General features: G+C 67.5%; 25 protein-coding genes. 14 read left to right on the top strand and 11 right to left on the bottom strand.

The genetic code is table 11. From position 1 onward, the window contains the following. Positions 1–65: 65 nt before the first annotated feature. The 3 genes from PSPA7_RS22220 to PSPA7_RS22210 all read left to right on the top strand — a co-directional run bounded on the left by PSPA7_RS22220 (position 66) and on the right by PSPA7_RS22210 (position 2,415). Complete coding sequence (locus tag PSPA7_RS22220; protein ID WP_003154473.1) at positions 66–665, top strand: peroxiredoxin; 600 nt, start codon at positions 66–68, stop codon at positions 663–665. A 134-nt stretch (positions 666–799) separates the two neighbouring features. Next, entirely contained in the window at positions 800–1,750 is a 951-nt protein-coding gene (gene trxB / locus PSPA7_RS22215; RefSeq protein ID WP_012076977.1) for a thioredoxin-disulfide reductase, read from the top strand. A 245-nt stretch (positions 1,751–1,995) separates the two neighbouring features. Continuing rightward, entirely contained in the window at positions 1,996–2,415 is a 420-nt protein-coding gene (locus PSPA7_RS22210; protein ID WP_012076976.1) for an MAPEG family protein, read from the top strand. A gap of 10 nt (positions 2,416–2,425) precedes the next feature. Here the strand turns inward: PSPA7_RS22210 and PSPA7_RS22205 are convergent, their stop codons facing one another. The 5 genes from PSPA7_RS22205 to PSPA7_RS22185 all read right to left on the bottom strand — a co-directional run bounded on the left by PSPA7_RS22205 (position 2,426) and on the right by PSPA7_RS22185 (position 8,150). Continuing rightward, a complete protein-coding gene (locus tag PSPA7_RS22205) occupies positions 2,426–3,388 on the bottom strand; it encodes a threonine dehydratase (RefSeq protein WP_012076975.1) in 963 nt (320 codons plus the stop codon). A 155-nt stretch (positions 3,389–3,543) separates the two neighbouring features. Further along, positions 3,544–4,710, bottom strand: a complete 1,167-nt coding sequence (gene cbpD, locus PSPA7_RS22200; RefSeq protein ID WP_003151950.1) for a chitin-binding protein CbpD — start codon at positions 4,708–4,710, stop codon at positions 3,544–3,546. Positions 4,711–4,989: 279 nt separating this feature from the next. Continuing rightward, on the bottom strand, positions 4,990–5,613 hold the full coding sequence (locus PSPA7_RS22195; RefSeq protein WP_012076973.1) for an NAD(P)H-dependent oxidoreductase: 624 nt from the start codon (positions 5,611–5,613) through the stop codon (positions 4,990–4,992). Then, positions 5,606–7,000, bottom strand: coding sequence for a class II fumarate hydratase (locus PSPA7_RS22190; RefSeq protein ID WP_012076972.1), 1,395 nt, complete (start codon positions 6,998–7,000; stop codon positions 5,606–5,608). Before PSPA7_RS22190 ends, PSPA7_RS22195 begins: the two co-directional genes overlap by 8 nt. Positions 7,001–7,130: 130 nt before the next feature. Further along, positions 7,131–8,150, bottom strand: a complete 1,020-nt coding sequence (locus tag PSPA7_RS22185) for a DUF2804 domain-containing protein (protein ID WP_012076971.1) — start codon at positions 8,148–8,150, stop codon at positions 7,131–7,133. A gap of 166 nt (positions 8,151–8,316) precedes the next feature. Between PSPA7_RS22185 and PSPA7_RS22180 the strand changes: the two genes are divergently transcribed. The 7 genes from PSPA7_RS22180 (at position 8,317) to PSPA7_RS22150 (ending at position 16,311) form a co-directional block, all read left to right on the top strand. After that, the gene (locus tag PSPA7_RS22180; protein WP_023442949.1) at positions 8,317–8,865 is read left to right on the top strand and encodes a DUF2059 domain-containing protein; all 549 of its coding nucleotides are present in this window, start codon (positions 8,317–8,319) and stop codon (positions 8,863–8,865) included. A 13-nt stretch (positions 8,866–8,878) separates the two neighbouring features. Next, positions 8,879–9,184: a BolA family protein gene (locus PSPA7_RS22175; protein WP_012076970.1), complete on the top strand. Its 306-nt coding sequence runs from the start codon at positions 8,879–8,881 to the stop codon at positions 9,182–9,184. Positions 9,185–9,351: 167 nt separating this feature from the next. Beyond that, positions 9,352–10,290, top strand: coding sequence for an oxygen-dependent tRNA uridine(34) hydroxylase TrhO (trhO, locus tag PSPA7_RS22170; protein ID WP_003151945.1), 939 nt, complete (start codon positions 9,352–9,354; stop codon positions 10,288–10,290). Between the two features lie 39 nt (positions 10,291–10,329). After that, positions 10,330–10,932, top strand: a complete 603-nt coding sequence (locus PSPA7_RS22165) for a DsbA family protein (protein WP_049792088.1) — start codon at positions 10,330–10,332, stop codon at positions 10,930–10,932. Then, positions 10,925–12,715 carry an ABC transporter ATP-binding protein gene (locus PSPA7_RS22160; protein WP_012076968.1) on the top strand — a complete coding sequence of 597 codons (1,791 nt, stop codon included), beginning with the start codon at positions 10,925–10,927 and terminating at the stop codon, positions 12,713–12,715. The genes PSPA7_RS22165 and PSPA7_RS22160 overlap by 8 nt, the downstream gene beginning before the upstream one ends. Before the next feature lie 282 nt (positions 12,716–12,997). Then, the gene (locus PSPA7_RS22155; protein WP_012076967.1) at positions 12,998–15,454 is read left to right on the top strand and encodes an EAL domain-containing protein; all 2,457 of its coding nucleotides are present in this window, start codon (positions 12,998–13,000) and stop codon (positions 15,452–15,454) included. Positions 15,455–15,528: 74 nt separating this feature from the next. Continuing rightward, complete coding sequence (locus PSPA7_RS22150; protein WP_012076966.1) at positions 15,529–16,311, top strand: iron-containing redox enzyme family protein; 783 nt, start codon at positions 15,529–15,531, stop codon at positions 16,309–16,311. A gap of 54 nt (positions 16,312–16,365) precedes the next feature. Here PSPA7_RS22150 and PSPA7_RS22145 read toward each other — a convergent pair whose 3' ends face one another. The 3 genes from PSPA7_RS22145 to PSPA7_RS22135 form a co-directional block, all read right to left on the bottom strand. Next, positions 16,366–17,325 carry a quinone oxidoreductase family protein gene (locus tag PSPA7_RS22145; RefSeq protein ID WP_012076965.1) on the bottom strand — a complete coding sequence of 320 codons (960 nt, stop codon included), beginning with the start codon at positions 17,323–17,325 and terminating at the stop codon, positions 16,366–16,368. A 26-nt stretch (positions 17,326–17,351) separates the two neighbouring features. Continuing rightward, on the bottom strand, positions 17,352–17,525 hold the full coding sequence (locus tag PSPA7_RS22140; RefSeq protein ID WP_003085873.1) for a DUF1427 family protein: 174 nt from the start codon (positions 17,523–17,525) through the stop codon (positions 17,352–17,354). Between the two features lie 83 nt (positions 17,526–17,608). Continuing rightward, entirely contained in the window at positions 17,609–18,397 is a 789-nt protein-coding gene (locus PSPA7_RS22135) for an AraC family transcriptional regulator (RefSeq protein WP_012076964.1), read from the bottom strand. 321 nt (positions 18,398–18,718) lie between these two features. Here PSPA7_RS22135 and hppD point away from each other — a divergent pair, with 321 nt between their 5' ends. The 4 genes from hppD (at position 18,719) to arfB (ending at position 22,574) form a co-directional block, all read left to right on the top strand. Continuing rightward, a complete protein-coding gene (gene hppD, locus PSPA7_RS22130) occupies positions 18,719–19,792 on the top strand; it encodes a 4-hydroxyphenylpyruvate dioxygenase (RefSeq protein ID WP_012076962.1) in 1,074 nt (357 codons plus the stop codon). Positions 19,793–20,089: 297 nt separating this feature from the next. Beyond that, a complete protein-coding gene (locus tag PSPA7_RS22125; protein WP_012076961.1) occupies positions 20,090–21,508 on the top strand; it encodes an amino acid permease in 1,419 nt (472 codons plus the stop codon). A 149-nt stretch (positions 21,509–21,657) separates the two neighbouring features. Beyond that, positions 21,658–22,041: a lysozyme inhibitor gene (locus tag PSPA7_RS22120; RefSeq protein WP_003085889.1), complete on the top strand. Its 384-nt coding sequence runs from the start codon at positions 21,658–21,660 to the stop codon at positions 22,039–22,041. Positions 22,042–22,160: 119 nt separating this feature from the next. Continuing rightward, a complete protein-coding gene (gene arfB, locus PSPA7_RS22115; RefSeq protein WP_003149891.1) occupies positions 22,161–22,574 on the top strand; it encodes an alternative ribosome rescue aminoacyl-tRNA hydrolase ArfB in 414 nt (137 codons plus the stop codon). A gap of 22 nt (positions 22,575–22,596) precedes the next feature. On the opposite strand, the gene pbpG is transcribed toward arfB, so the two are convergent. The 3 genes from pbpG to PSPA7_RS22100 form a co-directional block, all read right to left on the bottom strand. Continuing rightward, entirely contained in the window at positions 22,597–23,529 is a 933-nt protein-coding gene (gene pbpG / locus PSPA7_RS22110) for a D-alanyl-D-alanine endopeptidase (protein WP_012076960.1), read from the bottom strand. A gap of 288 nt (positions 23,530–23,817) precedes the next feature. Continuing rightward, positions 23,818–25,017: an amino acid aminotransferase gene (locus tag PSPA7_RS22105; RefSeq protein ID WP_012076958.1), complete on the bottom strand. Its 1,200-nt coding sequence runs from the start codon at positions 25,015–25,017 to the stop codon at positions 23,818–23,820. Further along, a complete protein-coding gene (locus tag PSPA7_RS22100; protein ID WP_003149893.1) occupies positions 25,014–25,370 on the bottom strand; it encodes a 4a-hydroxytetrahydrobiopterin dehydratase in 357 nt (118 codons plus the stop codon). Before PSPA7_RS22100 ends, PSPA7_RS22105 begins: the two co-directional genes overlap by 4 nt. Positions 25,371–25,373: the final 3 nt, after the last annotated feature.

The following is a 25,373-nucleotide window of genomic DNA, read 5'->3' as shown; positions in this document are numbered from 1 at the left end:
CGCATATCCTTTCGGCAGCCCGGCGGCATCGGGCGCGACCCAGCCCTTTTCCAGGAGTGTCATCGATGAGTGTACTGGTCAACAAGCAAGCCCCCGACTTCAACGCCGCCGCGGTGCTCGGCGACGGATCCATCGTCGATTCCTTCCAGCTTTCCAGCCTGCGCGGCAAGTACGTGGTGCTGTTCTTCTGGCCCCTGGATTTCACCTTCGTCTGCCCTTCGGAAATCATCGCCCACAACAACCGCATGGATAAGTTCCGCGAGCTGGGCGTGGAAGTGGTCGGCGTGTCCATCGACTCGCAGTTCACCCACCACGCCTGGCGCAGCACGCCGGTGGAAAAGGGCGGCATCGGCGCGGTCGAGTTCACCATGGTCGCCGACGTCAAGCACGAGATCACCCGCGCCTACGGCATCGAGCATGACGACGGAGTGGCTTTGCGCGCGTCGTTCCTGATCGACCGCGCCGGGGTGGTCCAGCACCAGGTGGTGAACAACCTGCCGCTGGGGCGCGAGGTGGACGAGATGGTGCGCCTGGTCGAGGCCCTGCAGTTCACCGAGGAACACGGCGAAGTCTGTCCGGCCGGCTGGCGCAAGGGCCGGAAGGGCATGCAGGCGAGCGCCGCGGGCGTGGCCGCGTACCTGGCCGAGAACGCCGAGGCGCTGTGAACCCAGTCGCCGGCCGCGGCGAGCGGCCGGCCAGTCTTTTCCCGGGGCGACCGCTCCTTCCAAGCCTTCCCCATGTGCTTTGGTGGCCCCGTTTTTATTCGCGCCGACACTGACGTCGGCAGGAGTTCGACGAGATGTCCGATACCGTTCGCCATGCCCGAGTGATCATCCTCGGTTCCGGCCCCGCCGGTTACAGCGCGGCCGTCTACGCCGCGCGCGCCAACCTCAGGCCGCTGCTGATCACCGGCATGCAGGCCGGCGGCCAGCTGACCACCACCACCGAGGTCGACAACTGGCCCGGCGATCCCCATGGCCTCACCGGCCCGGCGCTGATGCAGCGGATGCAGGAACACGCCGAGCGCTTCGAGACCGAGATCGTCTTCGACCACATCCATGCCGTGGACCTGGCCGGCAAGCCGTTCACCCTGCGGGGCGACAACGGCACCTATACCTGCGACGCGCTGATCATCGCCACCGGCGCCAGCGCGCGCTACCTGGGGCTGCCGTCGGAACAGGCGTTCATGGGCAAGGGCGTGTCGGCCTGCGCCACCTGCGACGGCTTCTTCTATCGCAACCGCGAAGTGGCGGTGATCGGTGGCGGCAATACCGCCGTGGAAGAGGCCCTGTACCTGGCCAACATCGCCAGCCGGGTTACCCTGGTGCATCGCCGCGGGACCTTCCGCGCCGAGAAGATCCTCCAGGACAAGCTGCGCGCGCGGGTCGCCGAGGGCAGGATAGTGCTCAAGCTCGACGCCGAGGTCGACGAAGTGCTCGGCGACGCCATGGGCGTCACCGGCGTGCGGCTGAAGAGGCGTGACGGCGGCAGCGAGGAGATCGCCGTGGATGGCATGTTCGTCGCCATCGGCCATACTCCCAATACCTCGCTGTTCGAGGGGCAGTTGGTCCTGAAGGACGGCTACCTGGTGGTCGACGGCGGGCGTGAAGGCAATGCCACCGCGACCAACGTACCGGGCGTGTTCGCCGCCGGTGACGTGGCAGACCACGTCTACCGCCAGGCGATCACCTCGGCCGGCGCCGGCTGCATGGCCGCGCTGGATGTGGAGCGCTATCTCGATTCGCTCTGATGAGAAGACAGCCCTGAGTGCTGCGTGCAGGGAAGGCCCCGCTTCGGCGGGGCTTTTCTTTGCCCGCGCGAAAGGGGGGCCGCCGCCGGTGGGTGATCCGGTGACGCCGTGACGCGGGGGAGCGCGGCCGACGCGCGAGAACACGACTTAAGGTCGGCAAGGGTTGAATAGAGCAATTACTCTAGCCGGCCTAGAATCCAGACGCTTCGCGGTTTCCACCACAATAGAAAGAAGGAGCGTCATCCATGTTTCTCAGCCCTAGCGCAATCTGCCTGCTCGGCCTGATCACCTGGACCCTGTTGCTGGTCTTCCTGCTGGTCAGCCAGCGTGGCCTGCTGGTGTTCGGCGGGCGCATGGCGGTGAACGCCTTCGCCGCCGACGGCAGCAATACCCCCGGCGGCTTCGGCCAGCGCCTGGTCCGTGCCCATGCCAACTGCGTGGAGAATCTGCCGCTGCTGGCCGGCGTGCTGCTCTACGCGATCGCCAGCGGACAGACCAGCCTGACCGATCCGCTGGCGCCGCTGCTGCTCGGCGCGCGGCTGTTCCAGTCGCTGATGCACCTGCTCAGCATTTCCGCGCTGTTCGTCTGGCTGCGCTTCGCCGGCTTCCTCGTGCAACTGCTGGTGCTGGCCTGGTGGCTGCTGCTCCTGGCGGGGCTGGCGTAGCGGCGCGGCTTCAGTCGACCGCCGCCAGTTGCTCGGCGAACAGCGCCCGGTCGACGTTCGCCCCGCTGAGGATCAGCCCCACCTTCAGTCCCTCGAGGCGCTCGCGTTCCTGCCACGCCGCGGCGAGGGCGGCGACGCCGGCGCCCTCGCCGACGTTATGGGTGCTGGTGAAGCACAGGCGCATGGCCGCGCCGATCTCCGCATCGCTGACCCGCACCACGCGGTCGGCGCCGGCCAGGATCATTTCCAGCGCGCTCGGGTCCGGGGTGCTGCAGGCCATGCCGTCGGCCAGCCGGGTGGCGACCGGATGGCTGATCGCCGCGCCGGCCTCGAACGACAGCGCATAGGCCGGCGCATGGGCGGAGACCACGCCGACGATGCGGGTCTTCAGGCCCAGCGCGTCGCGTGCGGCGATCAGGCCGCAGATACCCGAACCCATGCCGATCGGCACGTAGACTTCATCGAGATCGGGCTGCGCGGCGAACAGCTCCAGGGCGTAGCTGGCGACCCCGGCCACCAGCCAGGGATGGAACGCCGGAATCAGGTGCAGGCCGTCGCGCCGGGCGCGCTCGGCGGCGTATTCGCGGGAGGCCTGGAAATCCTCACCGTGTTCGACCAGCTCGGCGCCGAGGCTGCGCATCGCCGCGTTCTTCTCTCGGCTGTTGCCGTGCGGCACGACGATGACCGGGCGGATACCATGGCGGCTCGCCGAGAAGGCCACCGACTGGCCATGGTTGCCGCGGGTGGCGCTGATCACCCCGGCCGGCCGTTCACCTTGGTGCGCCAGGTGGTGGAAGTAGACCAGCCCGCCGCGCAGCTTGAAAGCGCCCACCGGCAGGTGGTTCTCGTGCTTCATCCAGACATCGCAGCCCAGCGTCTCGCACAGCAGTGGCCAGCGGATCTGCGGCGTCGGCGGCAGGGTCTGGCGGACGATCGCGGCGGCCTGCTCGAGGGCGGCGAGAGAAAATGACATATGCGATTCCCCTGTACTTGTGGTCGGACCAGCCTAGGGAGCGCACAGGGGATTGAACAGGCACACGTAGCCGGGGTTTCGCCGGCGGACTGTACCGCTGGCCGGTTGTGTGGCGAAAGCGACTGCCGCCCGGGGGCGGGCGGCAGTCATGGGGATTACAGCAGGGTCCAGGCGTCCTGCCAGGCCATGCCCTTGCCCGGCGCGTAGTACAGGTCCCAGCCCTTGCACCAGCCGGAGTTCGGGTAGGGCTTGCACTGGTAGCGCTTGCCGTCGGCGCCGCGTACCACGGTGCCGGCGTCGTACTGCTGGAGGCCTTGCGGATAGTCGAAGTCGACCTTGCCGTCGCCGCCCGGTTGCTCGCCGCCTTCGCTGGGCAGTTCGATGTCGACCTGGAAGCGATAGCCGGCCTGGCGCACGTAGACCTGGTTGTCCTGCGAACTGGCCACCGGGCTGACCGCGCCGTAGGCATCCAGTACGCCGACGTTGACCAGGGTCGAGTCCTGGTTGACCTTCTGCGCCAGCGCCAGCGGCCATTGCTTGGCGCCGTTGCTGCCCTGGGCCAGGGTCAGGCTGTGGCGCTGGGCGTCGCGGCCCTGGGCGTCGAACAGGCGCAGGGTGACGGTGGCGCCGGCCGGCAGGTCCTGCTGCGCACGCAGGTTGCCCAGCGCTTGCCAGGGGTTGGCGACGGCACCGCTGAAGCTCACGTCGATGCAGGCGTAGAAGGCTTCCGGGCTGTCCGAGCGCTGCCAGACGTTGTAGATCACGTGCTTGCCGGTCTTGCCCTGGGGCAGCGGGCAGTTCATCCGGTAGGTGCCGTTCTCCAGCTTGACGCTGGTGATCGAACAGAACGGCGCCGGCTCCAGGTCGCCCCAGGCCAGCGGTTTCTCCGGGTTGTAGCCGTCCTTGGTGATGTAGAAGTCGAAGTAGCGGGTCGCGTGTGGCGCGCTGGCCTTGTAGACGAACTGGAAGTTGCCGCTGGCGTCCGGGGCGATGGCGGTGCTCGGCCAGTCGCTGCGGGCCAGGTTCAGGCCCTTGAACAGCGCCTTGCCGGCGCCGCAGAGCTGGCCGTCGGGGACCACCGCCTGGTGGTTGCCGTTGGCGTTGCCCTGGTTGACGCCATTCCAGTCGTACAGCGCCTGGGTGCCGCCGGCTGCGACGGCGGCCTTGCAGGCGGCCGACTTGGGATTCTCCGGACCTTCGAGGAAGCAGCCGTAGACCCGGCTGGGCGGCGTTTCCATCGAGCCGTGGGCGTTGGCCGCCTGGGGCAGGAACAGGGCGAGGGTGAGTGGCAGGAGTGCCAGGGTGGCTGAGTAGTGTTTCATGACAAGTCCTTTTTTGCAGAACCGGATTCATTGCGAAGCGGGCTGATCCTAGCCCCGGCTGGCGCTGCAGGGTCCCTACCAAATGTGACGGGGCGGTCAGAATTCCTACCCATTGCGGGTGGATGTCACGGAATGCAAAGCAGTCGGCACCCGCACTGTGAGCCGGTAGAGGCAGGCAAAGGGCCGCCATCGAGGGGCTGGAAGCGACGGCGACGCAGGAGGGCGGACCTGTCAGAACGATCAGTGTCCGCGCCCGGCCGCAGCCGGGCGGGAAGGTGGCTAGACCTGGCTGCCGAGCTGCTCGGCGCGGCGCAGCCAGCCCTGGCGCTGTTCCTCGCCGGAACTGCGCATCGGCGCGAACTCTTCCAGGCGGCGGGTGGCGATGCCACAGGCGCCGAGCACGTTGCGCACCATCTGCCGGTGCGCCGGCGGGCCCTTGAGGAAGCGCAGGCGCGACAGCGGCTGGTCGTGGCAGACCAGCAGGTCGGCGCTGCGCCCGCCCAGCAGTTGCTCCCAGTCCTTGTCCTGGGTGCCGCGGTAGCGGAAGGCGAAGCCCGGCTGCAGGGCGCGGTCGAAGAAGCCCTGCAGCAGGGCCGGCAGGCCGCCCCACCAGACCGGGTAGACGAACACCAGGTGCTCGGCCCAGTGGATCTGCCGCTGCGCTTCCAGCAGGTCGGGCTCGAGCACCTGGCTCTGCTCGTAGCCCTCGTGGAGGATCGGGTCGAAGGCCAGCTCGCCGAGTTTCAGTTCGCGCACCACGTGGTCCTTGCTCCGCGCGCCCTGGGCGTAGCATTCGGCGAGCAGGTGGCAGAAGCTCTTGCGCTTGGGCGAGCCGATGACCAGCAGGATGCGCTTGCCGTCGCCTTCCAGCGGGGTGGCGCCGCTCTTGGCGGTCTCAACCATGGTGGCCGGCCTCCAGCATCAGTTCCGGACGCACCCATTCGTCGAACTGCGCCTCGTCCAGATAGCCCAGTTGCAGCGCCGCGGCGCGCAGGGTGGTGCCTTCGGCGTAGGCCTTCTTGGCGATCTCCGCGGCCTTGTCGTAGCCGATGTGCGGGTTCAGCGCGGTGACCAGCATCAGGCCGCGCTCCAGCAGGTCGGCCATGCGCTGGGCGTCCGGCTCCAGGCCGGCGACGCAGTGCTTGTTGAAGTTGCGGCAGCCGTCGGCGAGCAGGCGGATGGATTCCAGCAGGTTGTAGACGATCACCGGCTTGAACACGTTGAGTTGCAGGTGGCCCTGGCTGGCGGCGAAGGAGATCGTGCTGTCGTTGCCCATGACCTGGCAGGCCAGCATCGACAGGGCCTCGCACTGGGTCGGGTTGACCTTGCCGGGCATGATCGAGCTGCCCGGCTCGTTGGCCGGCAGCTTCACCTCGGCGAAACCGGCGCGGGGGCCGGAGCCGAGCAGGCGCAGGTCGTTGGCGATCTTCATCAGCGCCACCGCCAGGCTCTTCAGGGCGCCGGAGAGGATCACCAGCGGCTCGTGGCCGGCCAGCGCGGCGAACTTGTTCGGCGCGGCGACGAAGGGCAGGCCCGACTCGGCGGCGATTTCCGCGGCGATGGCGTCGGCGAAGCCCTTCGGCGCGTTGAGCCCGGTGCCCACTGCGGTGCCGCCCTGGGCCAACTGGTAGACCGCCGGCAGTGCCGCGCGGATGGCGCGCTCGGCGTAGTCGAGCTGGGCGACGAAGGCCGAGAGCTCCTGGCCGAAGGTGATCGGCGTGGCGTCCATCAGGTGGGTGCGACCGGTCTTGACCAGACTGGCGTGGCGCGCCGACTGTTCGGCGAGGCCGCCGGAAAGCTCGGCGATGGCCGGCAGCAATTGTTCGTGCACGGCCTTGGCGGCGGCGATGTGCATGGCGGTGGGGAAGCTGTCGTTGGAGCTCTGCGCGCGGTTGACATGGTCGTTGGGGTGCACCGGCGACTTGCCGCCGCGCGGGTTGCCGGCCAGTTCGTTGGCGCGGCCGGCGATCACCTCGTTGACGTTCATGTTGGTCTGGGTACCGCTGCCGGTCTGCCAGACCACCAGCGGGAAATGCTCGTCATGGCGGCCTTCGAGCACTTCGTCGGCGGCCTGCTCGATCAGCCGGGCGACTTCCGGCGGCAGTTCGCCGAGGTGGTCGTTGACCCGCGCGGCGGCTTTCTTGATCAGCGCCAGGGCATGGATCACGGCGAGCGGCATGCGCTGGCCGCCGATGGCGAAGTTTTCCAGCGAGCGCTGGGTCTGGGCGCCCCAGTAGGCGTCGTCGGGCACCTCGATGGTGCCCAGGCTGTCGGTTTCGGTCCGGCTCATGAGAATTCTCCAGGCGTGCGTTTCCGGCAGTTTAGGCCCTCCGTCCGGCTCTGGGTTCCGCTGCCGTCGCTTCGTCGCGGGCATTTTCCGTCGCGGCGCGGGTCGGAAATAGATTGGCCGCCGCGCGCGGCTACCAGCGTGCACGGGTCGAGCCGATCCAGCCGAGGGCGCCGTCCACCGGTACGCAATCGCCGTCGTCGTGGCGCAGGGTGCCGCTGAAGCGGCCGAACCACTGCCGGGTATTGGCGTAGAACAGGCCGACGCTGGGGCGCGCCTGGTGCAGCTGTTCGGGGCGGAAGAGCAGTTCGACGCGGCCACAGGCGCTGTCCAGGCGCCATTCGGCCAGCGGGTCGCGAGGTTCGCGGATATGCACGTCGTCGAGCACGCGGCTGAGCGTGCCGCCGAACCACAGGGCGTTCTCGCGCAGGCCGCTGGCCTCGGTCCAGCCGCTGCCGAAGTTGCCGGCGATGCCGCCAGGCGCGGCGAAGGCGGCGCGGGTCCAGTAGGTGTGCAGCGGCCAGACGCCGCGACCGAAGTCCAATGCGGCGAAGCTCTGGCCCGCCTGGCAGTCGTAGTGCCGGTTGCCGAGCTGCAGGCTGCCGCTGATCGGCAGGCCGAGCTGGCGGCTGCAGGCGTGGAAGGTCTGCTCGCCCATCGGCACCACCAGGTTCACCGATTCCAGGTGCGATGGCCGCCGCACTTCCAGCGCCAGCTCCAGCGGCAGGCCGCCGAGATCCGGGGCCTGGCCGGTGATGCGCAGGCGCCCGGGCTGCTCGTCGAAACGCAGTTGCAGGCGCGGGTGCTCGAAGGCATGGCTGGCCTGCGGCTCGTCGGGCAGCTGGCAGCCGTGGCCGAAGAAGCGGATCTGCGTGTGCGCCACCGCCTGGCCGCTGGCCAGGTCGAGGAAGTAGGCGGCACCGTAGTTCAGGTAGTCGAGGTCGGCGACGGTCAGCGAGAGCATCCAGCCGGGACTGACGATGCACCAGTGGTTCCAGCGCTTGCGCCGGCCGAAGTGGCCGGGGATGCGGCAGAACACCCGCGGCCGGGTGGACCAGCCGATCGCGCGGGGATCGAGCCGGCCTTGGCCATCGCAGAGGTTGCGCAGGGGCGGGGGCGATACGGCGAGGGTATCGGCGGCGGTTTCGTTCATCCAACACATCCATGTGACAGGCTGAGGCAAGCATGCCGGCTGCGGAAGGAGGGCGGCAAGTACCCGCTACAGAACTGATAGTAGACGATGGGTAGCGGCGGGAGCGGAATAGGATTTTGCCGATATTCGGCGTCGCGCTTGAGCGGATTTCGAACTTAGGCGCAGAATGTCGGGTCCCACGGACACACCTACCCAACCTCAAGGATTTTCCATGACCCGTCTTCGCCTCATCGGCAGCGCCGTGCTGCTCAGCCTCAGCTCCATGGCCATGGCCGATTCCGCCAGCCAGGCCGAGCAATTCCTCAAGCTGGTCCATGCCGACAAGCTGACGGTGCCGGTCTACGCCCAGGTGCAGCAGATGCTGGCCCAGCGCTTCGCCCAGGCGAAGGCGCCGGAGAGCAAGAAGGCGGTTCTCGAGCGTTACCAGGCCAAGGCCAATGCCGAGCTGGACCGCGCCATCGGCTGGGACAAGATCAAGCCCGAGCTGATCAAGCTCTACACCAGCAACTTCAGCGAGTCCGAGCTGAAGGACCTGAACGCCTTCTACCAGTCGCCGCTGGGCAAGAAAGTGCTGGAGAAGATGCCGCGCCTGACCGCCGAATCCGCCCAGTTGACCCAGTCCAGGCTGCAGGGCGCCGTGGAGCCGGTGAACAAGCTGATGGCCGACATGGACAAGGAACTCGGCGTCGCCGCGCCGGCCCAGAAGAAAAAGTGAGCCGTGATTCGCGATGAGCATGCGTGACCGTATCCAGACCGCCTTGCAGCCCCTCGACCCGCAACACGTCGAGGTGCACGACGAGAGCCACATGCACAGCCGCGGGCTGGAGACCCACTTCAAGGTGGTGCTGGTCAGCCCGCAGTTCGCCGGCCTGAACTCGGTGAAGCGGCACCAGAAGGTGTACGCTACCCTCGGCGGGCTGATGGGCGAATTCCATGCCCTGGCGCTGCACACCTACACTCCGGAGGAGTGGAGCCAGGCCGCGGTGCCGGCCTCGCCGACCTGCCGCGGCGGCAGCAAGCACGACATACCCTGAGACGGCGTCCGTCGCGGCGGGGTGCAGAGCCTGCCCCTGCTGCGCTAGACTACGCACCCAGCGCCGGCCTTCCGCCGGCGTTGTCGTTTCCATGCGCCACCGGCTGGCGCGCTTCTATCGTTCCGGTCCGCCCTTTACGCGGGCGACCACCTGGAGGCTATATCCCCATGACATCCATCGTCGTGGCGGCGCTGTACAAGTTCGTGACTCTCGACGATTACGTGGCGCTGCGTGAACCCCTGCTGCAAACCCTGCTCGACAACGGCGTGAAAGGCACCCTGCTGCTGGCCGAGGAAGGCATCAACGGCACCGTCTCCGGTAGCCGCGAAGGCATCGATGCGCTGTTCGCCTGGCTGCGCAGCGATCCGCGGCTGGCCGACATCGAGCACAAGGAATCCTATTGCGACGAACAGCCGTTCTATCGCACCAAGGTCAAGCTGAAGAAGGAAATCGTCACCCTCGGCGTGCCCGGCGTCGATCCGAACAAGCGGGTCGGGCAATACGTCGAGGCGAAGGACTGGAACGCCCTGATCAGCGATCCGGAAGTGCTGCTGATCGACACCCGCAACGACTACGAGGTGGCGATCGGCACCTTCGAGGGCGCGGTCGATCCGAAGACCCGCTCGTTCCGCGAATTCCCCGAGTACATCAAGGCCCACTACGATCCCGCGCGGCACAAGAAGGTGGCGATGTTCTGCACCGGCGGCATCCGTTGCGAGAAGGCTTCCAGCTACATGCTCGGCGCCGGCTTCGAGGAGGTCTTCCATCTCCGGGGTGGGATCCTCAAGTACCTCGAGGAGGTGCCGCAGGAGCAGAGCCTGTGGCGCGGCGACTGCTTCGTATTCGACAACCGGGTGACCGTGCGCCACGATCTTAGCGAGGGTGAATACGATCAGTGCCACGCCTGCCGCAACCCGGTATCGGTGGAAGACCGCCAGTCCGAGCACTACGTGCCCGGCATCAGCTGTCCGCACTGCTGGGACTCGCTGAGCGAGAAGACCCGGGCCGGCGCCCGCGAGCGGCAGAAGCAGATCGAACTGGCGCGGCAGCGCAACCAGCCGCACCCGCTCGGCCGCGACCCGCGCCAGTCCACGCTGGAGAACTGAACCTTGGCCAAGGCCCGCCTGCTGTATGTGATGGACCCGATGTGTTCCTGGTGCTGGGGCTTCGCCCCGGTCGCCGAGGCGCTGGCCCGGCAGGCGGCGGCCGACGCGGTCGCCTTCCACCTGGTGGCCGGTGGCCTGCGCGCCGGCCACGGCGCGGCACTCGACCCGAATACCCGAAGCTATATTCTCGGCCACTGGCAGACGGTGCGGCAGGCCACCGGCCAGCCGTTCCGCTTCGACGACGCACTGCCCGACGGCTTCGTCTACGACACCGAGCCGGCCTGTCGCGCCCTGGTGGCCGCGCGCAGCCTCGACGAGGCGTGCGCCTGGCCGCTGGTCAAGGCGATCCAGCAGGCGTTCTATGCCGAGGGCCTCGACGTCACCCGGGCGGCGGTGTTGACCGACCTGGCGGAGGCGGTGGGTATCCCGCGCATCGAGTTCGCCGCGGCCTTCGACAGCGGCGAGGCGCACGATGCCACCGCCGCCGACTTTGCCTGGGTCCAGGACCTCGGCATCGCCGGGTTCCCGACCCTGCTGGCCGAGCGCGACGGCCAGCTGGCGCTGCTCACCAACGGCTACCAGCCGCTCGCCGAGCTGGCGCCGCTGCTCGGCCGCTGGCTGGAGCGGGGCCGGCATGAGTGAGCGCGGAGACCGCCTGAGCTGGGCGGAGATTCGCCGACTCGCACTGCGCCACAAGAAAGCCCTGCTGCTCGCCAACCTGGTGGCGCTGCTGGCTACCCTCTGTACCGTGCCCATCCCCTTGCTGCTGCCGCTGCTGGTGGACGAAGTGCTGCTCGGCAAGGGCGACGCCGCGCTGCGTTTCATGGACCGCCTGTTGCCCGCCGACTGGCAGGTGGCGTTCGGCTACATAGGCCTGATGCTGGCGGCGACGCTCCTGTTGCGGGGGGCGGCTCTCGTGTTCAACGTGCTCCAGGCGAAGTTGTTCGCGCGGCTGTCCAAGGACATCGTCTACCGCGTCCGCCTGCGCCTGATCGAGCGTCTGCGGCACATCGCCCTGGGCGAGTACGAGACACTCGGCGGTGGTTCGGTCAGCGCCCACCTGGTCACCGACCTGGACACCCTGGACAAGTTCGTCGGGGAAACCCTCAGCCGCTTCCTGGTGGCCCTGCTGACCCTGCTCGGCACTGCCGCGATCCTGGTCTGGATGCACTGGCAGCTCGCCTTGCTGATCCTGCTGTTCAACCCGCTGGTGATCTGGTCCACGGTACAGCTGGGCAAGCGCGTCAAGCACCTCAAGAAGCTCGAGAACGACAGTACCGCGCGCTTCACCCAGGCGTTGACCGAAACCCTCGAGGCGATCCAGGAGGTCCGTGCTGGCAATCGCCAGGGCTTTTTCCTCGGCCGCCTCGGCCAGCGCGCCCAGGAGGTCCGTGATCATGCCGTGGCCTCGCAATGGAAGAGCGACGCCGCCGGCCGCGCCAGCGGCCTGCTGTTCCAGTTCGGCATCGACGTGTTCCGCGCCGCGGCGATGCTCACCGTGCTGCTCTCGGACCTGTCGATCGGGCAGATGCTGGCGGTGTTCAGCTACCTGTGGTTCATGATCGGCCCGGTCGAGCAGCTGCTCGGTCTGCAGTACGCCTACTATGCCGCCGGCGGCGCGCTGCAACGGATCAACGAGCTGCTGGCGCGGGCCGACGAGCCGCGCTATCCGCCGCTGCGCGACCCCTTCGCCGGCCGCGCCACCGTCGGCATCGAGGTGCGCGGGCTGGACTTCGCCTATGGCGAGGACAAGGTCCTGGAACAGCTCGACCTGAACATCGCAGCCGGCGAGAAGGTCGCCCTGGTCGGCGCCAGCGGTGGCGGCAAGAGCACCCTGGTGCAACTGCTGCTCGGCCTCTACAGCGCGCAGCGCGGCAGCATCCGCTATGGCGGCGTGGCGCTGGAGGAGATCGGCCTGGATTGCGTGCGCGAGCACGTGGTGGTTGTCCTGCAGCATCCGGCGCTGTTCAACGACAGCGTGCGCGCCAACCTGACCATGGGCCGCGAGCGCAGCGACGAGGCCTGCTGGCGAGCCCTGGAGATCGCCCAGCTGGGCGACGCCGTGCGGCGCCTGCCGCAGGGCCTGGACACTCTCGTCGGCCGTTCCGGGGTACGCCTGTCGGGCGGCCAGCGGCAGCGCCTGGCGATCGCCCGGATGATCCTCGCCGAGCCCAGGGTGGTGATCCTCGACGAGGCCACCTCGGCCCTCGACGCTGCCACCGAGTATGCCCTGCACCAGGCCCTCGGCGACTTTCTCGAGGGCCGCACCACATTGATCGTGGCCCATCGGCTGTCGGCGGTGAAGCAGGCCGACCGGGTCCTGGTCTTCGACGGTGGGCGCATCGCCGAGGACGGCGACCACCAGCAACTGATCGCCGAAGGCGGTCTCTACGCCCGGCTCTACGGCCATCTTCAGCAGATGTGAGGCGGCGGGCTGGCGCCTGGCGTTTTTTTTCGTATATTCCCTATAAGACGTCGGGTTTTTATTGGCTGTAGCAATAAAAACCGCTGTCCGTTCCGCCAGGTGCAGGGCAGGTTCGGCAAACAGCCACTAGACTCAGACTGTTTGCCGGCTTATGGCCGGCTTCCGGCAGGGCAAGGCCTCGGGAGTTCTGCGTAGGGATCTTGAGCGGCCGACAGGTGATGCAGTCAGGGGTGTCGCGGACGCGCGCCCGATCGCTTTGCGCCAGTTTGAATGGTAGATGGAATGAGGCAGAACCGGACTCTCGACAAGCCCCGCCTGCTCGGCCTGGTATGGCCCTTCATCGTCGTGGTGTTGCTGCAGGCCATGCTCGCGGGAGGCAGTCTCTATGTCCTCTCCGCGGTGCGCAGCTACGTCGGTGGCGAAAGCCTCTGGTCGAAGGGCCAGAAGGACGCCATCTACTATCTCACCCTGTACGCCGACTCGCGTGCCGACGAAGACTTCCATCGCTACGAGGAAGCCATCGCGATTCCCCTCGGCGACCGCGAGATGCGCCTGGCGCTGGACCAGCCCGACCCCGACATCGAGGCAGCGCGGCAGGGTATCCTCAAGGGCGGCAACCACCCCGACGACGTTACCGCGATCATCTGGCTGTACCGCAACTTCCACGACTTCAGCTATTTCGAACGGGCCATCGAGCTGTGGCTGGTGGGCGACAAGTACGTCATGGAACTGATCGACGTCGCCGCCGCCAGGATGCGCGCGGGGATCGGCGCCGGGCAGGCCGGCGCCGAGCAGGTACTCCAGTGGAAGAGCGAGATCCACGCGATCAACGAGAAGGTCACGCCGGCGGCCAAGGCCTTCAGCGACGCCCTTGGCGAAGGCTCGCGGGCGCTGCTCAGGTTGCTGCTGGTGGCCAACCTGGCGACCGCCAGCGTGCTGATCCTTCTGGCGTTCCTGCGCACTCGCCAGCAGCTGATGCAGCGCCAGGAGGTGGAGAACGCCCTCGACGCCGAGCGCGAGCGGGCGCAGATCACCCTGGCATCGATCGGCGACGGGGTCATCACCGCCGACACCGAGGGGGGCATCTCCTACCTCAACCCAGCCGCCGAGCAGATGACCAATTGGACCCTGGACAAGGCCCGCGGCCTGCCCCTGGCGTCGCTGTTCCGGATCGTCGACGAAAGCTCGCGGGAGGAGGGCATGCTGCTGATCGAGCAGATCCTCAGCGGCGAGATCGACGGCGGCCGCGAGCATTCCAAGCTGGTCCTGCGCCACGACGGCAGCAGCGTGCCGGTGACCCTGGTGGGCGCGCCGATCCACCGCGGCGGCGAGATCACCGGGGTGGTGCTGGTGCTCCACGACATGACCCGCGAGCGCCAGTACATGGCGCGCCTGTCCTGGCAGGCGACCCACGACGCGCTGACCGGCCTGACCAACCGTCGTGAATTCGAATACCGCCTGCAGATGGCGTTGGAGCGCCTGGAGCGAAGCAATGGGCGGCACGCGCTGATGTTCCTCGACCTGGACCAGTTCAAGCTGGTCAACGACACCTGCGGGCACGCCGCCGGCGACGAACTGCTGCGCCAGGTCTGCACCCTGCTGCAACAGGGCCTGCGCGAAGGCGACACGCTGGCGCGGCTGGGCGGCGACGAGTTCGGCATCCTGCTGGAGAACTGCCCGGCGGAGAAGGCCGTGGAGATCGCCGACCACCTGCGCAAGACGGTGCAGGACCTGCACTTCACCTGGAGCGGACAGCCGTTCAATTGCACCGTCAGCGTCGGCCTGGTGCATCTGCTGCCGGGTATCTCGACCCTCGAGGAAGCGCTGCGCTCGGCCGACATGGCCTGCTACATGGCCAAGGAAAAAGGCCGCAACCGGGTCCAGGTGTTCCACCAGGACGACGTCGAGCTGTCGATGCGCTTCGGCGAGATGACCTGGGTCCAGCGTATCCACCTGGCGCTGGAGGAGGATCGCTTCAGCCTCTATGCCCAGCCCATCGTGCCGCTGGGCGAAGACGGCGAAGGCCCGCATGTCGAACTGCTGCTGCGCCTGCGCGACGAGGACGGGCGGCTGGTGCCGCCGCTGAGCTTCATCCCCGCCGCCGAGCGCTACGGCCTGATGACCCTGATCGACCGCTGGGTGGTGGAGAACGCCTTCAGGACCCTCGCCGAGCGCGCCGAAGACCCCGATGCGGAACCGATCGGCACCTGCGCCATCAATCTTTCCGGGGCGACCATCGGCGACGAATCGTTCCTGCAATTCCTCAACGAGCAGTTCGCCCGCTATCGCATCCCGCCGCAGAGCATCTGCTTCGAGGTCACCGAGACCGTGGCGGTGGCCAACCTGGCCAGCGCGATCCGCTTCATCAACGAGCTCAAGGACACCGGTTGCCGTTTCTCCCTGGACGATTTCTGCGCCGGCATGTCGTCGTTCATATACCTCAAGCACCTGCCGGTGGATTACCTGAAGATCGATGGCAGCTTCGTCAAGGACATGCTCGAGGATCCCATCGATCGCGCCATGGTCCAGGTGATCAACCACATCGGCCACGTCATGGGCAAGCGCACCATCGCCGAGTTCGTCGAGACCGCGGAAGTGATGGAGGCCCTGCGCGAGATCGGCATCGACTATGCCCAGGGCCTGGCCATCGGCGCGCCCCTGCCGTTCAGCCACCAACCTCCCGGCGGCGGGGTGGGCGCGGAGGGTTTGCGGCCGAGCCTCGGACAGAACCTCCGGTAGGTGACCGCGGGGCGAAGAAAGAGTAGTTTCGCTGCTATGAGGCCGTTGCCGACAAGAAGAGAAGGGAGACGGGTGTGAGCGAGTTCTTTGACCGTACGGGCCCCTTGCAGGAGGCGGGAAGCTATCCGCAGTGGGCGCAGCAACTGATCGTCGACTGCCAGGCGAGCAAGGACCGGGTGTCCGGCCACGAGCTGTACCGGCGCATGCGCGACGCCGAGCTGAGCCCGGCGCTGATGCGCCTGTACCTGATCGGCGGCTGGCCGGTGGTCGAGCAGTTCCCCTTGTACATGTCGCAGAACCTGCTGAAGACCCGTTTCGCCCGCCACCCCGGCGAAGACATGGCGCGCCGCTGGCTGATGCGCAACATCCGCGTCGAGCTCAACCACGCCGACTACTGGCTGCACTGGGCCGAGGCCCATGGCGTGAGCCTGGCCGAGATCCAGGCGCAGGACGTGCCCGCCGAGTTGCACGCACTCAGCCACTGGTGCTGGCACACCTGTTCCAGCGATTCGCTGGCGGTGGCCATGGCCGCCACCAACTACGCCATCGAGGGCGTCACCGGCGAGTGGTCGGCGCTGGTCTGTTCGAACGGCGTCTACGAGAACGCCTTTCCCAGGGAAGGCCGCAAGCGAGCCATGAAGTGGCTCAAGCTCCACGCCCAATACGACGATGCCCATCCCTGGGAGGCCCTGGAGATCATCTGCACCCTGGCCGGCACCAATCCCAGCGCCGAGCTGCGCCGGCAACTGCGCGACGCGGTCTGCAAGAGCTACGACTACATGTACCTGTTCCTCGAGCGCCTGATGCAGCTGGAGACGGCGCGTAGCGGGCGCAAGCTGGCGGTTGGCGTGGAATAGCGGTGTTTTCGCCTGGCGCTTCCGGCATTTCGCCGGGAGCCCTGCCGCCTTTGCTCAGGGCACCAGGACAACCTTCTCGGCGCACCCCGCATGCACCGCGTGATACTGCTCGACGCCCTGTTCCAGCGGCACCTCCCGCAGATTGCCGGGCAGCGGCAGGCGGCCCTGGTCGAACAGCTCGCCGAACGCGCGGAGGAAGCCGGCGCAGGCTTCCACGCCGTAGAGCAGCGAATTGATGCCCACCACCGAAGCGCCGCGGCGGTACAGGCTCAGCGCCGGCAGGCGCACGTGACCATCGAGCGGCGCGGCGATGATCGCCAGGCGGCCGAAGCTGGCCAGCGCCGGGACCGCCGCTTCCAGCCAGAAACCGGTGGTGTCGAAGATCACCTCGGCGCCGCCGGGGAAGACGCCTTCCACCTGTGCCGCCAGCTCGGCCGGCTCGCCCAGCAGCAGGGCGGGGATGCCCTGCGCCTCCAGCGCCTGGCGCTGTTCCTCGCGCCGCACCGCGCCGAGCGCTTCGGCGCCCAGTGCCCTGGCCAGGGCCAGCGCGGCCTTGCCGACCGCGCCGTTGGCGCCGATAACCAGTAGCCGGGTGCCGGCCTTGACCTGGCTGCGTTGCAGGGCGTCCCAGGCGGTGCTGTAGGGTACCCCGCAGCTGGCGGCCTGGGCGAAGCTCAGGCTTTCCGGCTTGAGCGCGACGCCGGTGGCCGGCAGGGTCAGGAACTGCGCATGGCTACCGTCGCGGAAGAATCCCGGCTCCCGCCCGGTGCCCCAGACCGCCTGGCCGAGCAGGGCCTTCGGTCCCTCCACCACCACCCCGGCGAAGTCGCGGCCTGGCACCCGGGGCAGGGTGGTATAGGGGAAGCGGCCGAGGACGTTCTTCACATCGCTCGGATTCAGCCCGGCGGCGCGGATTTCCACCCGCACTTCATCGGCGGTGGGGGGCGGGGCGGGCATCTCCACCAGTTTGAGGGCGGCGAGGTCACCGGTACGGTCGAATCGCAGTGCTTTCATCGGGGGCTCCGTGTCGTCGCGGGCGATCAGTGCAGCCACTGCTGCAACAGGTCGCGGCCAAGGGGGAAAAGCTGTTCGCCGAGTTGCATGCCAAGCAGGCCGACCAGGGCGATGGCGGGTGGCGCCGGCGAGCGGAAGTCGAGGACGGCGTAGAGCACGCCGACCAGCAGGCCGATGCCGAGGGAGATCAGGTAGTTCATGGCGGCTGGCGGGAGTGGTGATGGATGGCGCCAGTCTAGGTGGCCGATGGAAGATCCATCGGCCAATCGCTATCGAATACCGGTCAAGGCAGGCTCGGCTGGTGGTGCTCGGCCTTGTATTCGCTGGGCGAGACGCCCAGTTCGCGACGGAACATGTCGCTGAAGGCGCTGGGCGTATAGCCCAGTTCGTGGGCGATGCGGCTCACCGCGCGGCCATCGATCAGCGCGGCGGCGGCGGTGGCCAGTTGTACCTGCCGGCGCCAGTCGGCGAAGCCCATGCCCAGGCCGCGCTGGAACAGCCGCGAGAGCGTGCGCACGCTGGCCCCGGCGTCCTCGGCCAGGCGCTCCAGGCCGATCTCCAGCGACGGGTTGGCCATCACCGCCTGGCACAGCGCGAGCAGGCGTCGGTCAGAGGCGTCCGGCAGCGGCACGCGCAGGCTGGAGCGGCGGGCGCGGCCGAGTTCGAGCACGGCGAGGCTGGCCAGTGCCTGGTAATAGGCGGGCTCGCTCTGCCGCTCCTGCTCCACCAGGCCGACGATCAGTTCGCGCAGCAGCGGGCCGACCACCAGCACCAGCGTGCGGTCTTCCAGGCCGCGGGAGAGTTCCGGGCTCAGGTAGATGTTGCGCATCTGCAACTCGGAGGCGACCCGCACCGCATGGCGCAGGCCCGGAGGCAACCAGACCGCCCGTTGCGGCGGGACCGGCAGGGCCTCGTCGGGCGTTTCCAGCCACATCATCCCGGATACCGCGTAGAGCACCTGGCCCCAGGCGTGCGCGTGGGCATCGACGCGGTGCCCGGCAGGATAGCTGCGGGCGACGCCGCGCAAGGGCCGGCGGCTATCGCTCAGGTCGGGTGGGGCGGGTCGTGCCATGGGAATGCCGTAGCGGAGGAAAGACGCAGGTTAACCGCTTGACGCGGATCATGCAGCGCCAGCTTTCAGAGGAGCCGTGACAGCGCTGCTGGCAGCTTTTCGCACCGCCCTGTAAAGATAATTTTACGAAGACCGGGCGTTCGCCATGCATGCCGTCGGCGCGTAAGGAATAGTTGCCAGAAATCCTGCGCCAGGCCCTGCGCCGGGCCCTGCCGACGGCTTGTCCGGCGCGTCGCCACGGGGTGAGATGAAGGCATCTCCCATGTCGCCGGGCGCCTGAACCGGCGGCGGTCCATTCAACAAGAACAACGAGGAGGCCGGATGAACGCCGTGGCCAAGATCGAACAGCACAACCCCATCGGTACCGACGGATTCGAGTTCGTCGAATTCACCGCCCCGGACGCCCAGGGCATCGAGCAGCTGCGCCAGCTGTTCACCATGATGGGCTTCACCGAGACCGCCAAGCACCGTTCCAAGGAAGTCTTCCTGTTCCAGCAGAACGACATCAACATCGTGCTCAACGGCAGCCCCACCGGTCACGTCCACGAGTTCGCCCTCAAGCACGGCCCGAGCGCCTGCGCCATGGCCTTCCGGGTGAAGAACGCATCCCAGGCCGCGGCCTATGCCGAAGCCCAGGGCGCGACCCTGGTGGGTAGCCATGCCAACTTCGGCGAGCTGAACATCCCCTGCCTGGAAGGCATCGGCGGTTCGCTGCTGTACCTCGTCGACCGCTACGGCGACCGCTCCATCTACGATGTCGACTTCGAGTTCGTCGAAGGCCGCAGCGCCAACGACAACTCGGTCGGCCTGACCTACATCGACCACCTGACGCACAACGTCAAGCGCGGCCAGATGGACGTCTGGTCCGGCTTCTACGAGCGTATCGCCAACTTCCGCGAGATCCGCTACTTCGACATCGAAGGCAAGCTCACCGGCCTGTTCTCCCGCGCCATGACCGCGCCCTGCGGGAAGATCCGCATCCCGATCAACGAGTCGGCCGACGATACCTCGCAGATCGAGGAATTCATCCGCGAATACCACGGCGAAGGCATCCAGCACATCGCCCTGACCACCGAGGACATCTACGCCACCGTGCGCAAGCTGCGCGACAACGGGGTGAAGTTCATGTCGACCCCGGACACCTACTACGAGAAGGTCGACACCCGCGTCGCCGGCCACGGCGAGCCGCTGGAGCAACTGCGCGAGCTGAACCTGCTGATCGACGGCGCCCCGGGCGACGACGGCATCCTGCTGCAGATCTTCACCGACACGGTGATCGGCCCGATCTTCTTCGAGATCATCCAGCGCAAGGGCAACCAGGGCTTCGGCGAGGGCAACTTCAAGGCCCTGTTCGAATCCATCGAGGAAGACCAGATTCGCCGTGGCGTGATCTGACTCCCAGCCGCCAGCCTCTTCCGGGGCTGGCGGTTTTCGTTGCAGCCCGCGTTGCCGTTCCAGCGGCGCCATCGCGCCAAGCCCTTGCCCGCACCGCCGCGCCACGAGCCTGGCGGCCCATCCACGTCACGTACAACAACAAACAGGTGACGCATGACCCGTGAAACCCACCTTCGCCCAGCCGTCCGCCCGACGCCACGCGCCCCGCATGACGCCCGCCGTGCGTCCGTCGCCTGAGCCGCACGGCCCCGTTTCGCCTCCGACAACAATAAATTTCCACTTGCGTGAGATAACTCAATGGACGGCCAACATCCGCATTCGGGCGAGCTCAAGCGCGGCCTGAAGAATCGTCACATCCAGTTGATCGCCCTCGGCGGCGCCATCGGTACCGGCCTGTTCCTCGGCTCGGCCGGGGTGCTCAAGTCGGCGGGCCCGTCGATGATCCTCGGCTACGCCATCGCCGGCTTCATCGCCTTCATGATCATGCGCCAGCTCGGCGAGATGATCGTCGAGGAGCCGGTCGCCGGCTCCTTCAGCCACTTCGCGCACAAGTACTGGGGCGGCTTCGCCGGCTTCCTCTCCGGCTGGAACTGCTGGGTGCTGTACATCCTGGTAGGGATGTCGGAGCTGACCGCGGTCGGCAAGTACATCCACTACTGGTGGCCGGACGTACCGACCTGGGCCACGGCGGCGCTGTTCTTCGTCGTCGTCAACGCGATCAACCTGGCCAACGTCAAGGCCTTCGGCGAAGCCGAGTTCTGGTTCGCGATCATCAAGGTGGTGGCGATCATCGGCATGATCCTGCTCGGCTGCTACCTACTGTTCAGCGGCAGCGGCGGCCCGCAGGCCTCGGTTAGCAACCTGTGGGCGCACGGCGGCTTCTTCCCCAACGGGGTGGGTGGGCTGGTGATGGCCATGGCGATCATCATGTTCTCCTTCGGCGGCCTGGAGATGCTCGGTTTCACCGCGGCCGAGGCGGACAAGCCGAAGACGGTGATCCCGAAGGCGATCAACCAGGTGATCTACCGGATCCTGATCTTCTACATCGGCGCCCTGGTCGTGCTGCTCTCGCTGACGCCCTGGGACAGCCTGCTGGCGACCCTCAACGCTTCCGGCGACGCCTACAGCGGCAGCCCGTTCGTGCAGATCTTCTCGATGATCGGCAGCGGCACCGCCGCGCACCTGCTGAACTTCGTGGTGCTCACCGCCGCGCTGTCGGTGTACAACAGCGGCACCTATTGCAACGGCCGCATGCTCCTCGGCCTGGCCGAGCAGGGCGATGCCCCGCGCGCCCTGGCCAGGGTCGACAAGCGCGGCGTGCCGGTGCGGGCCCTGGTGGTCTCGGCGCTGGTGACCTTCCTCGCCGTGGTGGTGAACTACGTGATCCCGCACCAGGCGCTGGAATTGCTGATGTCGCTGGTGGTCGCGGCGCTGGTGATCAACTGGGCGATGATCAGCATGGCGCACCTGAAGTTCCGCGCGCAGATGGAGCGCCAGGGCACCCGCACGCACTTCCGCGCGTTCTGGTACCCGTACGGCAACTACCTGTGCATGGCGTTCGTGGTGTTCATCCTCGGCGTCATGCTGCTGATCCCTGGCATCCAGGTCTCGGTGTACGCGATTCCGGTCTGGCTGCTGGTGATGTGGGCCTGCTATCGACTCAAGGGAGCCCCGCGGCCACTGCCGGGCCTGCGGGTGAAGCCGGTCGCCGAGTGACCGGGGGCACCGGCGCGGAGGGAGTGGGGAGCGACTCCCTCCGTGTCCCGGTGATCCACAAGACTTTTTCTAGGGGTGCCCGTCGTTGACGGGCCGCCCGCCGAGTTCCTACAGTGGCAGCGCCATTTTTTCTCGTTAGAGGGATTTCCATGAAAAAAGCGCTCTGGCTGCTTCTCGCTGCCGTCCCCGTGGTCCTGGTCGCCTGTGGTGGCAGCGACGACGACAAGCAGACCGCCCAGGTCGACTACCTGGCCCTGCCGGGGGATGCCAAGCTGGATACCCGCAGCGTCGACTACAAGTGCGAGAACGGTCGCAAGTTCACCGTGCAGTACCTGAACAAGGGCGACAACAGCCTGGCCGTGGTGCCGGTCAGCGACAACTCGACGCTGGTCTTCAGCAACGTGATTTCCGCCTCCGGCGCCAAGTACGCCGCCGGCCAGTACATCTGGTGGACCAAGGGCGAGGAGGCCACCCTCTATGGCGACTGGAAGGGCGGCGAGCCCACCGACGGGGTCGCCTGCAAGGAACGTTGAGTTCGGCCCGGCGTCCAGCCGAAACGCAGGAACCCGGCCGCGGCCGGGTTTCTTCTTGCCTGCCTTCGCGCTCGACAAAGGGGTTATGCTGGCAGCCCGTTCGTACCCCGTGCCGCCCCATGCTGATCATCTCCAACGCCGTCCACCTGCCTGACCACGAGATCGAGCTGAACGCCATCCGCGCCCAGGGCGCCGGCGGGCAGAACGTCAACAAGGTCTCCAGCGCGGTGCACCTGCGCTTCGACATCCAGGCTTCGTCGCTGCCGCCGTTCTACAAGGAGCGCCTGCTCGCGCTGAGCGACCAGCGCATCAGCGGTGACGGCGTGGTGGTGATCAAGGCCCAGCAGTACCGGACCCAGGAACAGAACCGCGAGGACGCCCTGGCGCGCCTGGCCGAGCTGATCCGCAGCGTGGCCAAGGTGCAGAAGGCGCGGCGCCCGACCAAGCCCACGCGCGGCTCGCAAAAGCGCCGGCTGGATGGCAAGGCCAAGCGCGGCGCGGTGAAGGCCGGGCGTGGCAAGGTGGATTTCTGAGCCGACCCGTCCTCGCGCGGGATCAGCGCACGGCCTGGGCCATCGGCTGGCCGAGGCCGCGCTCGCGGTCGCGCTGCAGGCGATAGGCCTTGGCCGCGGCGGGGATCGCGGTGACCTGGCCGGTCTCCAGCCAGCGCCGCAGGCGGGTGGCATCGGCGAAATGGGTGTACTTGCCGAAGGCATCCAGCACCACCAGGTTGACCGGGCTGCGGTTGATCGTGGTGCGCATCGCCAGGCAGTGCCCGGCTTCGTTGGTGAAGCCGGTCTTGGTCAGCTGGATGTTCCAGGTCTTGTTGTTGATCAGGTGGTTGGTGTTGCGGAAGCCCAGGGTGTAGTTCGGGTGGCGGAAGGCCACGGTTTTCTCCGGGGTGGTGCTCCACTGGCTGAGCAGCGGGTACTGCCGGCTGGCCACCAGCAGGCGGGTGAGGTCGCGGGCGGTGGAGACGTTGTGCAGCGACAGCCCGGTCGGCTCGACGTAGCGCGTGTTCTTCATGCCCAGGGCGTGGGCCTTGGCGTTCATCGCCTTGACGAAGGCGTTCTTGCCGCCCGGATAGTTCTGCGCCAGGCTCGCCGCGGCGCGGTTCTCCGAAGACATCAGGGCGAGCAGGAGCATGTCCCGGCGGCTGATCTGGCTGCCGACCCTGACCCGGGAAAACACCCCGCGCATCTCGCTGGTCTCGCTTATCGCGATCGGCAGCACCTCGTCCAGCGGGAGCTTCGAGTCGAGCACGACCATGGCGGTCATCAGCTTGGTGATCGAGGCGATCGGCACCACCAGGTCGGGGTTGCGCGAGTAGAGCACCTTGCCGCTGTTCTGGTCGGTGACCAGCGCGCTGCCCGAGGCCAGTTCCTGTTGCAGCGGCAGCTTGGCCTTGGGCGGTGGCGAGGCGGATATCGCGGTGGCAACGCTGAGGGAGAGAAGCAGGGTGACCAGTGACAGGAGACGGTTTCTCACGTGCGTTGCTCACTAATACGAGAAAGAGGGGGCCTCGGGGGCAGTGTGAACTGGTCCCCATAATTGAGCATTTTATGCTCTTTTATAGGAAAAGCACGTAGGGCTTTGAAACTGCTGACTTATGGCTGGCCCGGCTCGGAGAGGTTCGGCGGATAACGCCTGCATGGTCGTGGTGCGGTGGGGCGAATAACCGCAACGCGGTTATCCGCCGCTTCGACGGAGGGCATGGCGTTCGCGGAGGCGAAAAAAAGCCGGCCATGACGGCCGGCTCAGGGTAACCGCTGGGGTTCAGTCCGCGCAGACCTGGGCGATGGCCTGTGCCAGGCGGTCGAGACGGCGCGCGTCGAGACCGGCGACGTTGGCCCGGCCGCTGGAGACCAGGTAGACGCCGTGCTCGTCGCGTAGCCGTTGGACCTGCCGCGGGCTCAAGCCGGTATAGGAGAACATCCCGCGTTGCGCGCCGACATGGGCGAAGCGCTCGGCCAGGCCGTGCGGCGCCAGGGCCTCGACCAGGCCGATGCGCAGGCTGGCGATGCGCGAACGCATGCCTTCGACCTCTTCCTGCCAGAGTCCCTTCAGCTCGCTGTCGCCGAGGATCGCCGCGACCACCTCGGCGCCATGCGCCGGCGGGGTCGACCACAGGTTGCGGGCGAGGAAGGCCAGTTGGCTGCGCACGTCGGTGAGCTTCTCGGCGTTCTGCGCGCAAACGATCAGTGCGCCGACGCGGTCGCGGTACAGGCCGAAGTTCTTCGAGCAGGAACTGCTGACCAGCACTTCCGGCAGTTCGCCGGCGAACAGGCGTACCGCCCAGGCGTCTTCGTCGAGACCGTCGCCGAAGCCCTGGTAGGCGAAGTCGATCAGCGGCAGCAGCTCGCGGCGGCGCACCACGTCGAGCACCCTGCGCCAGTCGTCGTGGCTCAGGTCGAAGCCGGTCGGGTTGTGGCAGCAGGCATGCAGCAGCACCACGTCGCCCTGGGGAATGCGCTCCAGGCCGGCGAGCATCGCCTCGACATCCAGGCGGTTGTCGGCGCTGACGTAGGGGTAGTGGGAAACCTTCAGGCCGGCGGCGGCGAACAGCGTCTCGTGGATCGGCCAGGTCGGGTCGCTCAGCCAGATGCCGCGGCCGGGCAGGCAATGGGTGATGAAGTCGCCGGCCAGGCGCAGGGCGCCGGTGCCGCCGGGCGTCTGGGTGGCGTCGGCGCGCTGCTCCAACAACAGCGGCGAGGCGGCGCCGAGCACCAGTTCCGCCAGGCGCGCGGCGAACAGCGCGTCGCCGTGGCCGCCGACGTAGCTCTTGGTGGTTTCCTGCTCGACCAGGCGCTGCTCGGCGAGTTTCACCGAACGCAGGATCGGGGTCAGGCCCTGGGCATCTTTGTAGACGCCGACGCCGAGATCCAGCTTGTCCGCGCGCGGATCGTTGCGGTAGGCGTCGAGCAGGCCCAGGATCGGGTCGCCCGGTACGCGGGCGACCTTGGCGAAATGACTCATTTGCGCCCCTCGGCGGTTTTCGCCACCTCGTCGGTGCGCGCCGCCATGATGAAGTCGTTGCGGTGCAGGCCCTTGATCGAGTGGCTCCACCAGGTCACGGTGACCTTGCCCCACTCGGTCAGCAGGCCCGGATGGTGGCCTTCGGCCTCGGAGATCTCGCCAATGGCGTTGGTGAAGGCCAGGGCGTGCCTGAAGTTCTTGAACAGGTAGACCTTCTCCAGTTGCATGATGCCGTCGCGGACTTCGATGTTCCAATCCGGGATCTGCCGCAGCAGCACGGGCAGTTCTTCGTCGCTGACGTGCGGGGCGTCGGCGCGGCAGGCTTCGCAATGGGCTTGGGTGAGTGCGGTCATGGT

Source organism: Pseudomonas paraeruginosa PA7 (assembly GCF_000017205.1).
GTDB lineage: Bacteria > Pseudomonadota > Gammaproteobacteria > Pseudomonadales > Pseudomonadaceae > Pseudomonas > Pseudomonas paraeruginosa.
Note: the sequence above shows the minus strand (reverse complement) of the source record. Positions and strands in the feature narration are given on the sequence as shown.

Coding starts and splice junctions, on each gene's coding strand:
- PSPA7_RS22175 (WP_012076970.1), top strand. CDS start 8,879: ATGAGCATGCGTGACCGTATCCAGACCGCCTTGCAGCCCCTCGACCCG.
- PSPA7_RS22145 (WP_012076965.1), bottom strand. CDS start 17,325: ATGAAAGCACTGCGATTCGACCGTACCGGTGACCTCGCCGCCCTCAAA.
- PSPA7_RS22165 (WP_049792088.1), top strand. CDS start 10,330: ATGTGTTCCTGGTGCTGGGGCTTCGCCCCGGTCGCCGAGGCGCTGGCC.
- PSPA7_RS22180 (WP_023442949.1), top strand. CDS start 8,317: ATGTCGGGTCCCACGGACACACCTACCCAACCTCAAGGATTTTCCATG.
- PSPA7_RS22140 (WP_003085873.1), bottom strand. CDS start 17,525: ATGAACTACCTGATCTCCCTCGGCATCGGCCTGCTGGTCGGCGTGCTC.
- PSPA7_RS22160 (WP_012076968.1), top strand. CDS start 10,925: ATGAGTGAGCGCGGAGACCGCCTGAGCTGGGCGGAGATTCGCCGACTC.
- PSPA7_RS22205 (WP_012076975.1), bottom strand. CDS start 3,388: ATGTCATTTTCTCTCGCCGCCCTCGAGCAGGCCGCCGCGATCGTCCGC.
- PSPA7_RS22210 (WP_012076976.1), top strand. CDS start 1,996: ATGTTTCTCAGCCCTAGCGCAATCTGCCTGCTCGGCCTGATCACCTGG.
- trhO (WP_003151945.1), top strand. CDS start 9,352: ATGACATCCATCGTCGTGGCGGCGCTGTACAAGTTCGTGACTCTCGAC.
- PSPA7_RS22125 (WP_012076961.1), top strand. CDS start 20,090: ATGGACGGCCAACATCCGCATTCGGGCGAGCTCAAGCGCGGCCTGAAG.
- PSPA7_RS22195 (WP_012076973.1), bottom strand. CDS start 5,613: ATGGTTGAGACCGCCAAGAGCGGCGCCACCCCGCTGGAAGGCGACGGC.
- cbpD (WP_003151950.1), bottom strand. CDS start 4,710: ATGAAACACTACTCAGCCACCCTGGCACTCCTGCCACTCACCCTCGCC.
- arfB (WP_003149891.1), top strand. CDS start 22,161: ATGCTGATCATCTCCAACGCCGTCCACCTGCCTGACCACGAGATCGAG.
- PSPA7_RS22185 (WP_012076971.1), bottom strand. CDS start 8,150: ATGAACGAAACCGCCGCCGATACCCTCGCCGTATCGCCCCCGCCCCTG.
- PSPA7_RS22155 (WP_012076967.1), top strand. CDS start 12,998: ATGAGGCAGAACCGGACTCTCGACAAGCCCCGCCTGCTCGGCCTGGTA.
- PSPA7_RS22105 (WP_012076958.1), bottom strand. CDS start 25,017: ATGAGTCATTTCGCCAAGGTCGCCCGCGTACCGGGCGACCCGATCCTG.
- PSPA7_RS22100 (WP_003149893.1), bottom strand. CDS start 25,370: ATGACCGCACTCACCCAAGCCCATTGCGAAGCCTGCCGCGCCGACGCC.
- PSPA7_RS22220 (WP_003154473.1), top strand. CDS start 66: ATGAGTGTACTGGTCAACAAGCAAGCCCCCGACTTCAACGCCGCCGCG.
- PSPA7_RS22135 (WP_012076964.1), bottom strand. CDS start 18,397: ATGGCACGACCCGCCCCACCCGACCTGAGCGATAGCCGCCGGCCCTTG.
- PSPA7_RS22120 (WP_003085889.1), top strand. CDS start 21,658: ATGAAAAAAGCGCTCTGGCTGCTTCTCGCTGCCGTCCCCGTGGTCCTG.
- PSPA7_RS22190 (WP_012076972.1), bottom strand. CDS start 7,000: ATGAGCCGGACCGAAACCGACAGCCTGGGCACCATCGAGGTGCCCGAC.
- trxB (WP_012076977.1), top strand. CDS start 800: ATGTCCGATACCGTTCGCCATGCCCGAGTGATCATCCTCGGTTCCGGC.
- hppD (WP_012076962.1), top strand. CDS start 18,719: ATGAACGCCGTGGCCAAGATCGAACAGCACAACCCCATCGGTACCGAC.